Annotated in this window: 11 protein-coding genes and 1 pseudogene; 9 read left to right on the forward strand and 3 right to left on the reverse strand. The window is 69.0% G+C overall.

Annotation, left to right across the window (positions count from 1 at the left end; all coding sequences use genetic code 11):
• Nucleotides 1–113 precede the first annotated feature (113 nt).
• From Q9R39_RS22410 to Q9R39_RS22440, 7 genes are all read left to right on the forward strand, one after another.
• A complete protein-coding gene (locus Q9R39_RS22410) occupies nt 114–836 on the forward strand; it encodes an HAD family phosphatase (RefSeq protein ID WP_058251450.1) in 723 nt (240 codons plus the stop codon).
• Entirely contained in the window at nt 833–3,190 is a 2,358-nt protein-coding gene (locus Q9R39_RS22415) for a glycoside hydrolase family 65 protein (RefSeq protein WP_058251451.1), read from the forward strand. Before Q9R39_RS22410 ends, Q9R39_RS22415 begins: the two co-directional genes overlap by 4 nt.
• A gap of 227 nt (nt 3,191–3,417) precedes the next feature.
• Nucleotides 3,418–4,113 carry a HEAT repeat domain-containing protein gene (locus Q9R39_RS22420; RefSeq protein WP_288815158.1) on the forward strand — a complete coding sequence of 232 codons (696 nt, stop codon included), beginning with the start codon at nt 3,418–3,420 and terminating at the stop codon, nt 4,111–4,113.
• Between the two features lie 2 nt (nt 4,114–4,115).
• On the forward strand, nt 4,116–5,105 hold the full coding sequence (locus tag Q9R39_RS22425; RefSeq protein WP_311278287.1) for a HEAT repeat domain-containing protein: 990 nt from the start codon (nt 4,116–4,118) through the stop codon (nt 5,103–5,105).
• Nucleotides 5,106–5,261: 156 nt separating this feature from the next.
• Nucleotides 5,262–6,836 (forward strand): methionine--tRNA ligase, encoded by a 1,575-nt coding sequence (metG, locus tag Q9R39_RS22430; RefSeq protein WP_277242772.1) that lies wholly within the window; start codon nt 5,262–5,264, stop codon nt 6,834–6,836.
• 15 nt (nt 6,837–6,851) lie between these two features.
• Nucleotides 6,852–8,075 carry an aminodeoxychorismate synthase component I gene (locus Q9R39_RS22435; RefSeq protein WP_277242773.1) on the forward strand — a complete coding sequence of 408 codons (1,224 nt, stop codon included), beginning with the start codon at nt 6,852–6,854 and terminating at the stop codon, nt 8,073–8,075.
• Between the two features lie 29 nt (nt 8,076–8,104).
• Nucleotides 8,105–9,352, forward strand: coding sequence for a helix-turn-helix domain-containing protein (locus tag Q9R39_RS22440; protein WP_277242775.1), 1,248 nt, complete (start codon nt 8,105–8,107; stop codon nt 9,350–9,352).
• On the opposite strand, the gene rsmI is transcribed toward Q9R39_RS22440, so the two are convergent.
• Nucleotides 9,276–10,220, reverse strand: a complete 945-nt coding sequence (gene rsmI, locus Q9R39_RS22445; RefSeq protein ID WP_137808875.1) for a 16S rRNA (cytidine(1402)-2'-O)-methyltransferase — start codon at nt 10,218–10,220, stop codon at nt 9,276–9,278. The genes Q9R39_RS22440 and rsmI overlap by 77 nt on opposite strands.
• Before the next feature lie 29 nt (nt 10,221–10,249).
• Here rsmI and Q9R39_RS22450 point away from each other — a divergent pair, with 29 nt between their 5' ends.
• Nucleotides 10,250–11,779 carry a dolichyl-phosphate-mannose--protein mannosyltransferase gene (locus tag Q9R39_RS22450; protein ID WP_396275731.1) on the forward strand — a complete coding sequence of 510 codons (1,530 nt, stop codon included), beginning with the start codon at nt 10,250–10,252 and terminating at the stop codon, nt 11,777–11,779.
• A 24-nt stretch (nt 11,780–11,803) separates the two neighbouring features.
• On the opposite strand, the gene Q9R39_RS22455 is transcribed toward Q9R39_RS22450, so the two are convergent.
• Nucleotides 11,804–12,220: a DUF5313 domain-containing protein gene (locus tag Q9R39_RS22455; RefSeq protein ID WP_068972385.1), complete on the reverse strand. Its 417-nt coding sequence runs from the start codon at nt 12,218–12,220 to the stop codon at nt 11,804–11,806.
• Between the two features lie 91 nt (nt 12,221–12,311).
• On the opposite strand from Q9R39_RS22455, the gene Q9R39_RS22460 reads away from it, so the two are divergent.
• Nucleotides 12,312–13,625 carry an aminotransferase class I/II-fold pyridoxal phosphate-dependent enzyme gene (locus Q9R39_RS22460; protein WP_277242777.1) on the forward strand — a complete coding sequence of 438 codons (1,314 nt, stop codon included), beginning with the start codon at nt 12,312–12,314 and terminating at the stop codon, nt 13,623–13,625.
• An 80-nt stretch (nt 13,626–13,705) separates the two neighbouring features.
• Here Q9R39_RS22460 and Q9R39_RS22465 read toward each other — a convergent pair.
• A pseudogene (locus tag Q9R39_RS22465) lies at nt 13,706–13,980 on the reverse strand (BCCT family transporter); the annotation flags it as partial.

Consider the following 13,980-nt stretch of genomic DNA (forward strand, 5'->3'; position numbering starts at 1 on the left):
GAACCGCTGTCCGGGACGACGCGTGCGATCGCGCGCCCGCGGCCGGCAGAAAACGCCCGGGGTGGCCACGCAAATCGCGCCGGAGTCGCCCGGGACGGGTAGCGTGGCGAAGCGTGTTGGGATTGCCAGATTCGATCACCGTCGCACTGTTCGACCTCGACGGGGTTCTCACCGAGACCGCGGTGCTCCACCGCAAGGCGTGGAAGAAGGCGTTCGACGCCTTTCTCGCCGCCCGTGCGGGCGGCGCAGACCACGCCGATTTCGTCGAGTTCACCGATCAGGACTATCTGGACTACGTCGACGGACGTCCCCGTGAGGACGGCGTCCGGGCCTTCCTCGCCTCTCGCGGAATCGACGATGTCGACGCGCAGACCGTGACCGCGATCGGAGACGGTAAGAACGACATGTTCCTGGTCAGCCTGGCCGAGGACGGCGGGCAGGCCTATCCGGGGTCCGTGCGATATCTCGAGGCGGCGCGCGACGCCGGTCTCCGGATCGCCGTGGTGACCTCCTCGAAGAACGGAGCAGCAGTGCTGGATGCGGCAGACCTGTCGAAATTCGTCGAGGTCCGGGTGGACGGACTCGACATCGTGTCGAAAGGCCTGAAGGGCAAACCCGCACCCGACTCGTTCCTCCTGGGCGCCGAACTGATGGGCGTCGAGCCCGCCGCGGCGGTCGTCTTCGAAGACGCCATCTCCGGCATCGCGGCCGGCAGCGCGGGAGCCTTCGGCTACGTCGTCGGCATCGACCGGGTCGGCGGCGGCCAGGCCGAGGCGATGCGTGCCGCCGGCGCCGACATCGTCGTGAACGACCTCGTCGAATTGCTCCCCGCATGACCGCCGAGCACGGCCACGACTTCGGCTTCGAGATCCATCCGTGGCAGCTGAAGTGGCGCGGTGGCGTCGATCTGGACATGTTGGGCCGAACCGAGACGCTGTTCGCACTGTCCAACGGGCACATCGGTTTACGCGGGTCCTTCGAAGAGGGTGAGCCGGTCGATCATCCCGGCACGTACCTCAACGGCTTCTACGAGCTGCGCGGCCTGCCCTATGCCGAGAGCGGCTACGGATATCCCGAATCCGGACAGACCGTCGTCAACGTGACCGACGGCAAGATCATCCGGCTGCTGGTCGAGGACGAGCCGATGGACCTTCGGTACGGGCGTACCGAGGAGCACGAGCGGACGCTGGACTTCCGGACCGGCACCCTGCGTCGTCACACGGTGTGGACCTCACCCACCGGCCGAAAGGTCCGCATCAAGTCCGAACGCCTCGTGTCCTTCACCAAACGCACGATCGCCGCGATCCGGTACGAGGTCGAGCCGGTCGACGAGGACATGAAACTCGTTCTGCAGTCCGATCTCCTGGCCAACGAGCCGGTTCCGGCACCGGGCAACGACCCGCGCCTGGCGGCGGCACTCGACGCCCCGCTTGTCTCCGACCTCGCCACCTGTCGCAACTACTGGGGCATGCTGGTCCACCACACCAAGAAGTCCGGCCTGCACATGGCGGCCGGCATGGACCACGAGATCTACTTCCCCGACAAGGCCGACACCTTCATCCGCGCCGACGGCGACCTGGCCCGGCTCACCATCGCGGCCAACGTGCCGAAGGGCAAGAGTCTCACCCTCACCAAGTACATGGGGTACGGCTGGTCGGCCCGACGCTCGGTGCCGGCGCTGCGCGCCCAGGTCGACGCGGCCCTCGCGATGGCGATGGAGACCGGTTGGGATTCGCTCAAGGCCGACCAGGTCCGGTACCTCGAGGACTTCTGGCGCGACGCCGACGTCGAACTCGACGGCGATCCGGAACTGCAGCAGGCGGTTCGCTTCGCGTTGTTCCATGTCCTGCAGGCCGGCGCGCGCGGTCAGTCCCGCGCGATCCCGGCCAAGGGTCTCACCGGCCCCGGCTACGACGGTCACACCTTCTGGGACACCGAGAGTTTCATCCTCCCGATGCTCACCTACACCGTGCCCGCCGCCGCCGGCGAGGAATTGCGATGGCGCCACTCCACCATGGACAAAGCGAAGTCCCGGGCCGCCGAACTGGGGCAACGCGGGGCCATGTTCCCGTGGCGCTCGATCAACGGCGACGAGTGTTCGGGGTACTGGCCCGCGGGCACCGCGGGCGTCCACGTCTCCGCCGACATCGCCAACGCCACCGCGCGCTATCTGCGGGCCACCAACGACGAGCAGTTCGAAACCGAATGCGGCGTCGAACTTCTCGTCGAGACCGCCCGGCTGTTCGCCGGCCTCGGGCACCACGATGTGAACGGTAAGTTCCGCATCGACGGGGTCACCGGTCCCGACGAGTACACCGCCGTCGTGAACAACAACACCTTCACCAACCTGGCGGCGCAACAGAATCTGCGCGACGCCGTGGCGGCGGTGCATCGCCGTCCGGATCTCGCCGAGCAGTTCGGGGTCACGACCGCCGAGGCGGCGCACTGGGAAGCGTGCGCCGACGACATGACGATCCCCTTCGACGACGCGCTCGGCGTGCACCAGCAGTGTGAGTCGTTCACGTTGTTGGGCGCCTGGGACTTCGAGTCGTCGGTGGGACGCTATCCGCTGCTGTTGAACTACCCGTACTACGACCTCTACCGCAAGCAGGTGGTCAAGCAGGCCGACCTGGTCTTCGCGACCTACCTGTTCGGGGACGCCTTCACGCCCGAGCAGAAGCTGCGCAACTTCGACTACTACTACCCACTGACCGTTCGTGACTCGTCGCTGTCGGCCTGCTGCGAGGCGGTCACCGCCGCCGAGGTCGGCTACCCCGATCTCGCCTACGACCTGCTCGCCGAGTCCGTGTTCACCGACCTGCACGACCTGCACAACAACGTCAGCAGTGGCCTGCACATCGCGGCTCTCGCCGGTGCCTGGACCGACTGCGTGGCGGGTTTCGGCGGTATGCGCGACTTCGGCGGGAACATCACGTTCGCACCGCGGCTGCCGAAGCGGTTGACCTACATGTCCTTCCGCATGATCATCCGGGACTCGAAGATCGTGGTGGCCGTCGACAAGGACAATGCGACGTACCGGTTGTTGTCGGGCCCGCCGATCGACCTGGCGCACCACGGCGAGAAGTTCACACTCGAGTCCGCGCCGATGACCATGCACATTCCGGAGCTGGAATACCGCGAACCACCGAAGGCCCCGCCGGGGTGCGAACCGTATCGCCGGGAGATCTAGTGGTGTGTCTCGGAAATAGGTGGCCGGTATCCGGTGGAGCGATCGGTGGTCTGGCAAGGCGGAGGAGGGAGGGATAGCGGAGCTATCTCGACCGACGACAACGCAGCCAGGCACCGATCGAGCGCCGGAGACCAGTCGCTTATTTCCGAGACACACCACTACATCTCAGCGCTTGACCTTCTCACTGTGTCAAGCGCTCAGATGGGTGGCGAAGGAGGTGGTCGACGATGACCGACCAGACAACCCACGCGTCCGACCCTGCCCTGCTGGCGGCGCTCGCCGCCGACGACGCCTCGACGAGGCTGCGGGCCGCGATGGCGGCGGGCAGCAACCCGCATCCCGGCTACGCCGAGGAGCTGATCCGACGCTGCGGCGTCGAGCCGGATTTCTTCGTGCGGGACATGCTGACCTGGGCCCTCACGCGGTTGCCCGCCGATCTCACGGTTCCCGGACTCGTGACCGAGCTGGGGTCGGCGTCCCCACAGGCGCGGGCCCAGGCCCTGCACACCCTGTCGAAGATCGGGGATCGATCGGCGTGGACGTCGATCACCCTCGCGCTCCTGCACGACACGGACGACGAGGTGGCGCGCGCCGCGTGGCGGACCGCCGTCGGCCTGGTCCCGTCCGGGCGGGAGACCTGGCTCGCGAACGAACTGGCCGGCGAACTCGGTCGTGGGAGCACGGACGTGCAGCGGAGTCTCAGCCGTGCCCTGGCCGGGCTCGGAGGCTTCGCCGCCGGACCATTGACCGCCGCGAAGAGGCGCGGCGATCTGACGGTACGGGCACACGTGGCCGCCACCGAGCGGTTGATCGACGACCCGGACAGCGACTTCGCCGCTGCGTTGGAGTACGCGACACGGTTGGTGAACAGCGATGCCGCGGCGGAGGATTCGTCGGCGATCGAGCCAGAGGACGGTACGTAGCGGTGCTGATCGGCGAGGTGGCGCGGCATACCGGTCTGAGCAACCGGATGCTGCGCCACTATGACTCGCTTGGCCTCGTCCGGCCCACGGGCCGGACGTCGGGCGGTTATCGCGAATACTCCGACGCCGACCTCGAGCGGCTCATGCATGTCGAGAGTCTCCGCTCGCTCGGACTGTCGCTGCGGGAGGTGAGACTCGCGCTCGACGACCCGGAGTTCGCGCCGGACTCGCTCATGGACCGGCTCGTCGACGACACGAAGGCGAGGATGGCCGCCGACGCGCAGCTCCTCGAGCGCCTGCAGCATGTCCGCGCCACGGGCGCCGCCGACTGGTCGTCGGTGCTGGGGGTGATCGGTCTGCTCCGTGCGGTCCAGTCCGAACACGCGGCCCTTCGTCAGCAGGCCGCACTGCTCGCCGGGGAGGTGGGCGTGTCCGGGGATTCGCTGGCCGACGCGCTGCTGGCCGAGACCGATCCCAACGTCGCCGGCGCGCTGCGCTGGGCCCTCGCGCAGCGGCCGGGCGGCGTCGAGCGTCTCGCCACCGGCGCGTCGGACCCCGACCCGTCGATCCGACGCCGAGCGGTCACCGCCCTCGCCGCCGTCGACGAGACCCCGGAGGTCGCCTCGGTGTTGCGCGGCCTGCTCGACGACCCCGACACCGTGGTCCGACGCATCGCCGCCCTGACCCTCGGGCGTCGCGGTGTCGCCGCTGCGGTCGACGCACTGGTCGAGCTCATCGCAGCCGGCGACCGGGACGTCGAGGCCGCCGAGATCCTCGCCGGCCACGAGGCACATCGAGAACGGATCGTCGACCTGCTCGTCGACCGCCTGGGCGCCGACCCGGACGCGGCCGTCCGATCGAGGCTGGTGCAGGCGCTCGCCGAAATCCCCGGTACCGCATCGACTTCGGCGCTACAGGTGTACATCCATGATGCCGACGACATGGTCGCCCGGACAGCGGTCGTGATTCTGGACCAGCGGCCGGTGGACTGAGCGCCAGGTTTCATGAGCCGCAAACCCACCCCATTTCCGTGAACCCACCTCCACACCGGGCGGTGGGTTCACCGAAAAGGGGTGGGTGTGAACCGACCGAATCGGCCGGACCGGAATTGGGTCCGGTCGCGCGCGGTCGGTAGTCTGTTGGGCACTATGGCACCCGATCTGACCAGCCCTGATCCGTCCGGCGCGTCCCACGGCGGCGGACGCCCGTACTACATCACCACCGCGATCGCCTACCCCAACGGCGCTCCGCACATCGGGCACGCCTACGAGTACATCTCCGCCGACGCGCTCGCACGGTTCAAACGGCTCGACGGGTTCGACGTCCGGTTCCTGACCGGTACCGACGTCCACGGGCAGAAGATGCAGCAGACCGCCGCTGCGGAGGGCATCCCCACTGCGGAACTGGCCAAGCGGAACTCCGACCGATTCCAGGCCCTGCAGGAACGCCTCGGGTCCAGCTTCGAACGCTTCATCCGCACCTCCGACGAGGACCACAAGCGGGCGTCGGAGGAACTGTGGAAGCGGATGAGCGACCGCGGCGACATCTACCTGGACAAGTACTCGGGCTGGTACGACGTCCGGGACGAGACCTTCTACGCCGAGGCGGACACCCGGGTCGACGAATCCGGCGACCGCGTCGCGACCGACACCGGACACGTGCTCACCTGGACCGAGGAGGAGACCTACTTCTTCCGGCTCTCGGCATACCAGGACAAACTGCTGGAGCTCTACGAGTCCCAGCCGGAGTTCGTCGGCCCCGACGTCCGGCGCAACGAGGTCATCAGTTTCGTCAAGGGGGGTCTCACCGATCTGTCGGTGTCGCGCACGACCTTCGACTGGGGCGTCCCGGTGCCCGGCCATCCCGAACACGTCATGTACGTGTGGGTCGACGCCCTGACCAACTACCTCACGGGCGTCGGATTCGTCGACGACCCGGACGCCTTCGCACGCTTCTGGCCGGCCGACCTGCACATCATCGGCAAGGACATCATCCGGTTCCACTGTGTCTACTGGCCCGCGTTCCTGATGAGCGCCGGCGTCGAACTGCCGAAGCGGGTGTTCGCGCACGGATTCCTGTTCAACAAGGGCGAGAAGATGAGCAAATCGGTCGGCAACGTCGTCGACCCGGAGAACCTCATCGACGAGTTCGGGCTCGACCCGGTGCGGTTCTTCTTCCTCCGCGAGGTGTCCTACGGACAGGACGGTTCGTACTCCGCCGAGGCGATCGTGTCGCGCATCAACGCCGACCTCGCCAACGAGTTCGGCAACCTGACCCAGCGCACCTTGTCGATGATCGGCAAGTACTTCGACGGCACCCTGCCGGCACCGGGCGAACTGACCGACGTCGACACCGCGCTCCTCGCGCGTGCCGACTCCCTGCTCGACGCCGTGCGGGCCCACATCGACAACCAGGCCATCCACCTGGCGCTGGAGACCCTGTGGGCGACGCTGGCCGAGACCAACCGGTACATCTCGGCACAGGAACCGTGGAAGCTGGCCAAGACCGATCTCGAGCGCACCGGCACGGTTCTCTATGTCTGCGCCGAGGTCGTGCGCATCGTCGCACTCCTGAGCCAGCCGGTCATGCCGGAGTCGTCCAACAAGATCCTCGATCTGCTCGTCGCCGACGACAATCGTCAGTTCACCGCGGTCGCGAGCCGGCTGGAACCCGGAACCGTGCTGCCGAAGCCGACTCCGGTGTTCCCGCGATACGAGAACTGAACTCGCACACTCAGTATGGTCGCGTCGAACGGGGTGGGATCTGCGTTGCCCGGCCCGGTCGCGGCAGCGCCTGCGCTCGACGTGCTCCGCGCACTGCACGCCGAGACCGCCGCCCGTCGCCTGCCGCCGCCGGCCGCGCTGATCGGTGACTGGTACGACGCCGACGCGGTCATCGCACCGTCGGTCGCACTGACGCCCGGCTGCCTCCCACCCGACGATCCCGACCGGTTCTGGTTCGGCTACCTCGGGTTCCCGGTGCGGCCGGACGAGGCGTCGTTGCCGGCGAACGCCGGCGGGCACACCGACGGCGTGCTCGTGCTCCGCGACGGCCGATGGGAGTCCGTCGGGACCGGCATCCCAGACTGGGCGATGGCGACCGTCCGTGCCGCCGGCGACCGTTTCTCGGCCCGGCCGAGCGCCACCACCCCATCGTCGGCGACGGAATGGAATGCCCCCGAGCGGGTTCCGCACCTCGCCGCCATCGCGAGATGCCTCGACGCGATCCGGGACGGCGAGGTGTACCAGGCCTGTGTGTGCACCCGTTTCACCGGCACGCTCAGCGGCGACCCCGTCGACTTCTTCACCGAACTCGCGGGCGCCACCGCACCGGCGAAAGCCGCTTTCCTACAAGGTGACTGGGGAACAGTGGCGAGCCTGTCGCCGGAGACGTTCCTGCGCCGGACCGGCAACATCATCACGTCGTCGCCGATCAAGGGCACCCTGCCCGCGCACGCCGACCCCGACGCGTTGGCGGCGTCGGCCAAGGACATCGCCGAGAACATCATGATCGTCGACCTGGTCCGCAACGATCTGGGACGCATCGCGGTGACCGGCAGCGTGCGGGTACCCGAGCTCCTGTCGGTCGTGCCCGCCCCGGGCGTCTGGCACCTCGTCTCGCGGGTGGAGGCCATCGTGGCACCGGGCACGGGCAACGACGCCGTTCTCGCGGCGACGTTCCCGCCGGCGTCGGTCACCGGCACCCCGAAGCTGCGGGCGATGGAACTCCTCGACGACTGGGAGGCCGATGCCCGCGGCGTGTACTGCGGCGCCATCGGCGTGGCCGGACCCGACCGCGCCCTCGACCTCAACGTCGCCATCCGGACCGTGGAGATCGCACCCGACGGGGCCCTCGCCCTCGGTGTCGGCGGTGGGATCACCATCGATTCCGACCCGGCTCGGGAATGGCAGGAGTGCCTCGACAAGGCCGCGAGCATCGTGGGGTCGCGCGGATCGGCATGATCGAGTGCCGCTTTGGGTACGATTCCGCCATGACTGTGCCCATCCGGTCGTCCACCGATCTCGCGGTGCTCGATCGTGATCTGCGCCGTGACCACGATGCCTTCATGTCCGGCGGCACCCCACGTGCCGAAGTCCCGGGGGATGTCGTCGAATCCTGGGGCCGTGTCCGGTCGGGTCGACACCGGTCCACCGTCGACACGCACAATCCGGGCCACATCTCCGACGACGAACTCGAGAGGCGCCGGGCCACGCACCCGCTGCGGGACGCGGTGCAGCCGCTGCAGCGTCTGTTCGCCCAGTCCGCGGACGACGCGTCGATGACCCTGGGCGTGTTCGACGCGGACGGCGTGCTGCTGTGGCGGGGAGGTTCCGCGTCCGTTCTCCCGGAGGCCGATCGACTCGACCTCGTCGAGGGCAGCCGCTGGGACGAGAACTCCACCGCGACCACGGCCGTGGGCCTCGCGGTCCATCTCCAGCGCCCGACCCGGCTGTTCGGCGCCGAGCACTACTACAGTTCGCTGCACGGACTCTTCTGCACCGCGGTGCCGGTGCACGACCACCGCACCGGGGACATGATCGCCATCGCCGGCCTGGCGGGCCCGGCCATGGAGATGCAGCCGGCGGCATCGGCATTCACCTCGGCGCTGGCCGCACTCGGCGAACACGAGATCACCCTCGCCCACCAGCGAGAGCTCGCCGAACTCCGGTTCACCGGCCAGGCGCAGTTGGCCGGCCTGCACGGACCGGGACTGCTCATCGACGACGACGGGTGGGTGGCCGAAGGACGCGGCTGCACCCCGCCCGTGCGCGTCGCGGTCCCGACGGACGACATGCGTCAGTTCGTGCCGGGACTGGGGATCTGTGTGGTCGAACGTCTCGGCCGCGGATGGCTGGTGCGTCCGGCGGGTCCGTCCGGCCCGGTCCTGGCCGACCTCTCCCTCGACGGTGAGCCGACGGTCACGGTGACCGGCGACGGTGAACCGTGGCGCACCGTCCTGACCCGTCGCCACGCCCAGATCCTGCTGTTGCTCGCCGACGCCGGCGAGCAGGGCCTCACCTCACAGCGGTTGAGCCAGCTGCTCTTCGGCGACGACGGCCACACGGTGAGCGTGCGCGCCGAACTGTCGCGGCTGCGCCGGGTGGTCGGCGCGCTCGTCTCGAGCCGCCCCTACCGCCTCGCGCCGCGGGTGGAGTTGCGCGTCAGCCCGGATCAGCTCGACGTCTTTCGAGCACCTGCTGGTAGACGTCGCGTCGAGAGGCAGCGGAACCCTGCGTGACCGCGGCGCAGGCGTCTTTGAGGCGCATGCCGCCGGCCACGAGTTCCTCGGCTCGATCGGCGAGGTCGTCGATGTCGGGTTCGGCCGCGACCGCACCCGCGATCACGACGGTGATCTCGCCGCGGACGCCCCCACTCGCCCATTCCGCGAGTTCGGCGAGTCCGCCGCGCCGGACCTCCTCGTAGGTCTTGGTCATCTCACGACACACCGCCGCGCGACGGTCCGGACCGAGGATCTCGACCGCGGCCGCCAGCGTGTCGGCGAGCCGGTGCGGTGATTCGAAGAAGACCGCGGTCCGGGGCTGGGACACCAGTTCACGCAGCCACGCGGCCCGTGCGCCGGGCTTGCGGGGAGCGAACCCCTCGAAACAGAACCGCTCGGAGGGCAGGGCCGACACCGCGAGGGCCGTCGTCACCGCCGACGGCCCGGGCAGTGCCGTGACCGGTAGTCCCGCGTCCGCGCATGCCACGACGACGCGGTACCCGGGATCGCTGACCGACGGCATCCCGGCGTCGGTGATGAGCAGCACGGTCTGCCCCTCGGCGATCGCGCTGACGAGACCCGGCGTCCGAGCGGCCTCGACCTGGTCGTAATAGCTGACCAACCGTCCGCCGATCTCGACATCGAGCGCCGCGGCCAGCGCACGGGCGCGACGGGTGTCCTCGGCGGCGACGATGTCCGCGGTCCGCAGCGCCGCACGCAGACGCGGCGAGGCGTCGTCGACCTGTCCCATCGGGGTGGCCGCCAACACCAGCCGGCCGCGCGCGTCCGACGAGTGACCGGGACCAGGATCGGCGCCCCCGGTGGCGTCAGGAGACACGGTCGTATCGTCGTCGAGCTGGGGCGAGTCGGACTGGGCGGCGTTCATCGACAGCCAGCTTACGAGGGACCACTAGGATCGATCGGGTGCCACCTCGCCTGGGCCCGGACGTGCCCGCACCGCTCTTCGGTGCCCCCGACCGCGGGCGTGGACTCCTCGTCGGCGTGGTCATCGGATTGCTGGCCACCATCACCCGTTTCTGGGCCCTGACCCACCCCACCGACAAGGGCACACCGGTCTTCGACGAGAAGCACTACGTCCCGCAGGGCTGGCAGGTGCTGACCGGCGGCAACTGGATCGAGGACAACCCGGCGTACGGCCTCGTCGTGCATCCGCCGGTCGGCAAGTGGATGCTGGCCGCCTCGGAGGCGGTCTTCGGTTACGGCCCGCTCGGATGGCGCGTCGCACCGGCCATCTCGGGCGTCCTCATCGTCGTGTTGATCTACTGTGCGGTTCGTCGGCTCACGCGTTCGACGCTCGTCGGAGCGATCGCGGGTGTGTTCGCGATCTGCGACGGCGTGCTGTTCGTGCAGTCGCGGATGGGCATGCTCGACATCTTCCAGACGCTGTTCATCGTGGCCACCTTCGCCGCGCTCGTCGCCGACCGCGACCAGGTCCGGGCGCGTATGGACCGCGTGTACCGCGAGGGCCGCATCGCCGACAGTCCCTTCGGGCCGCGCCTCGGCTTCCGGTGGTACCGGTTCGTCGCCGGCGTGATGCTGGGGCTCAACTGCGGCACCAAGTGGTCGGGCATCTACTACGTCATCTTCTTCACCGCACTGGCGATCGGCTTCGACGTCGCCGCCCGCCGGGCGTACCACGTGCAGCGCCCCTGGGTGGGCACCCTGGCGCGCGACGTCGTACCGAGCGGCGCGAGCCTCGCGGTGATGCCGGTCGTCATCTACTTCCTGACCTACCTGCCCTGGTTCAACAGCGAGACGGCCGTCTACCGCTATCAGGTGGGCAACACGATCGGTACCGACGGACCGTTCGCCTGGGTCCCGGGCGCCTGGCGATCGCTGTGGTACTACGAGTCGGGAATCCTCGAATTCCATTCGGGGCTGACCAATTCGGCGGGCAACCAGCATCCGTGGGAGTCCAAGCCGTGGACGTGGCCGATGAGCCTGCGCCCCATGCTCTACGCGCTCGAGAACGGTCCCGACCAGTGCGGCGCGGGCGAGTGCGTGCGCGCGCAGATGCTGATCGGGTCACCGGCTCTCTGGTGGCTGGCCTTGCCGATGCTGCTGTGGGGACTGTGGTCGTGGATCGTGCGGCGTGACTGGCGGTACGCGGCGGTCCTGGTCGGCTACCTCGCCGGGATCCTGCCGTGGTTCCTCGCCCTGGACCGGCAGATGTACTTCTTCTATGCGACCGTGCTGGCGCCGTTCCTGGTGATGGGCCTCGCGCTGTGCTGCGGCGACCTGCTGCGTTCGGCCGCGGCGACGGCCCGCGCCCGGCCCGAGCGTCGGGCCCTCGCGATCATGGTGGTGGCGATCTACGTGGGTCTGGTCGTCACCAACTTCGTGTGGTTGTGGCCGATCCTCACCGCTTCCCCGATCTCGCCCGGCCTGTGGCGGCAGCAGATCTGGCTGCCGAGCTGGGGCTGAGTAACCGTGACGCGGCCTGGTCCCCTACCGGGAGACGGACACCGGCCGGCCGTTCTCGCCGCGGTATTTCCGGTGGTACTCGGCGTACAGGTCGGCGTTCTTCACACGATCGACGGCGTTGACGAGCTCGGGGTCCAGTCCGTGCTGGACCAGTCGGTAGCGACGGTAGACCCGGTTCAGGGCGATGGAGAAGAACAGGTACGACAGCAGGATCGGCATCGTCATGGTGATCCGCACTCCCCACGGGGCGGGGACGAACAACATCGGCAGCAGGAGCAGGATGCACGGTATCGACCACCGGGCGACCATCCGCACGGACGCACCGGGACCGGCAAGGTCGTTGCCGACCCACTCCGTCATCGAGGCGGGCAGTCGCCCGCCGTACCAGTAGGCAACCTGGCGACCCCAGGTCGGACGGGCGGATTCGGGACTTCGGTTCATGGCGCACAACTCCTGATCTCGGTGCCGTGCGACCACCGTAGCATTTGTCCTAGGACAAAAGAACGTGATCTTGATCAGCAGGGAGGTCGTGGTGAGCGTCGTGATCACCGGGCAGACGGTGCAGGCCATCGTCCAGAGCGTGCGAGACGCCATCATCTCCGGCCGTCTGCGACCGGGCGACTCATTGCCGCCGATCCGTGAACTCGCAGCCGAGTTGGGAGTCAACCGCAACACCGTGGCCGCTGCGTACCGGCAGCTCGTCTCGGTGGGCGCCGCCGACACCCGCGGCCGGGGCGGAACGGTGGTCGCCGACCGGCTCCACCCCGGCAGTGAACTCGCCGCTCCCGCGGACACCATCGACCTCGCCGATGGCAATCCCGATCCCGATCTCCTGCCCGACCTGCGCGCCGCGATCGCCGCGGCCCCCTACCGACCGACGATGTACGGAACCGCCGCGGTGGCGCCGGCACTGCGGGAGGCGGCGTCGGTGCTGTTCGGGGAGCACCCGCAACGGGGGGAACTCATCGCGACCCACGGAGCCGTCGACGCGATGGAGCGGCTGCTGAACACCCACCTCGTCCGCGGCGACTGCGTCGCAGTGGAGAATCCGTGCTTCCTCGCCAGCGTCGGCACGATCCGCGTCAACGGGTACCGCGCGCTCCCCATGGAGCTCGACGAGCACGGCATGCGCCCCGATCATCTGGCGCGGGCGCTCGGTGCGGGCGCCCGAGCGGTCATCGTCACCTGCCGCGGTCACAACCCCGGCGGGATCGCCCTCTCCGCGGCTCGTGCCGATGAACTACGCACGGTTCTCGAGCGATACCCCGAGGTGCTCGTCATCGAAGACGACCACTTCTCACTACTGTCGGTTCGCGACTATCAGCGGGTGATCCCGGACAACAGCCGACACTGGGCGGTCGTCCGGTCCGTCGCGAAATTCCTGGGTCCGGATCTGCGGGTCGCGCTCGTCGATGCCGACCCGACCACGGCCGCCGCGCTCGACGCCCGACTGCGTTCCGGCCGCCCCTGGGTCAGCCACCTGCTGCAGACCACCGCGGCGCACCTGCTCACCGATCCGGCGACGACCGCGCTCATCGCCACCGCACGCCTCGAATACGCCCGTCGCACACGACTTCTCATCGACGTGCTCGATGCCCGGGGGGTGGCGTCGACCATGGGACCGCCCGACGGGATCAACGTGTGGGTCGATCTCCCGCCCGAGGTGCCCGCGGAGCGGGTCGGCGTCGAACTGGCGCGCCTGGGGTGGGCCGTACAACCCGGGACGGTCTTCGCCGTCGACGGCGCCGAGCAGCGAAATGGTCTGCGCGTCACCACCTCCCGGCTCGACCGGGCGACCGCGCAGACCTTCGGCACAGCGCTGGCCGGGGCGGTCGGACAGGGCTGAGGACCCACCGACCCGACGACCCCACCGACCCGACGACGGGCTCACCCACCGGGATCGGTTGCCGGTCCCGCTGGGGGTTGCTACACCGCCGGTCCGGTCAACCGGTCGGTGCCGTGAGTGCCCTTGTCCCGGGGCTCGTCGTCCGGCCCCGGGTCGACCGTCGGCTCGGCGGGCGCCGATCCGTTCGCCTGGTCGACGTAGTCGGGGTCGATCTTCTCGAGGTGTCGTATCGCGTCGGCATCGATCGCCTCGAGCTCCCCGGTCGCGATGGCGTTGGCCTGTTCCCGGACATGCTCGTCGACCTGGGCGGTCAGCACGTGGCGGGAGACGATCAGCGGATCGTGTCGGAGGTCGA

The organism is Gordonia sp. AC31 (assembly GCF_031844505.1).
In the GTDB taxonomy this organism is placed as follows: domain Bacteria; phylum Actinomycetota; class Actinomycetes; order Mycobacteriales; family Mycobacteriaceae; genus Gordonia; species Gordonia hongkongensis.

Coding starts and splice junctions, on each gene's coding strand:
- Q9R39_RS22420 (WP_288815158.1), top strand. CDS start 3,418: ATGACCGACCAGACAACCCACGCGTCCGACCCTGCCCTGCTGGCGGCG.
- metG (WP_277242772.1), top strand. CDS start 5,262: ATGGCACCCGATCTGACCAGCCCTGATCCGTCCGGCGCGTCCCACGGC.
- Q9R39_RS22415 (WP_058251451.1), top strand. CDS start 833: ATGACCGCCGAGCACGGCCACGACTTCGGCTTCGAGATCCATCCGTGG.
- Q9R39_RS22435 (WP_277242773.1), top strand. CDS start 6,852: ATGGTCGCGTCGAACGGGGTGGGATCTGCGTTGCCCGGCCCGGTCGCG.
- Q9R39_RS22455 (WP_068972385.1), bottom strand. CDS start 12,220: ATGAACCGAAGTCCCGAATCCGCCCGTCCGACCTGGGGTCGCCAGGTT.
- Q9R39_RS22440 (WP_277242775.1), top strand. CDS start 8,105: ATGACTGTGCCCATCCGGTCGTCCACCGATCTCGCGGTGCTCGATCGT.
- rsmI (WP_137808875.1), bottom strand. CDS start 10,220: ATGAACGCCGCCCAGTCCGACTCGCCCCAGCTCGACGACGATACGACC.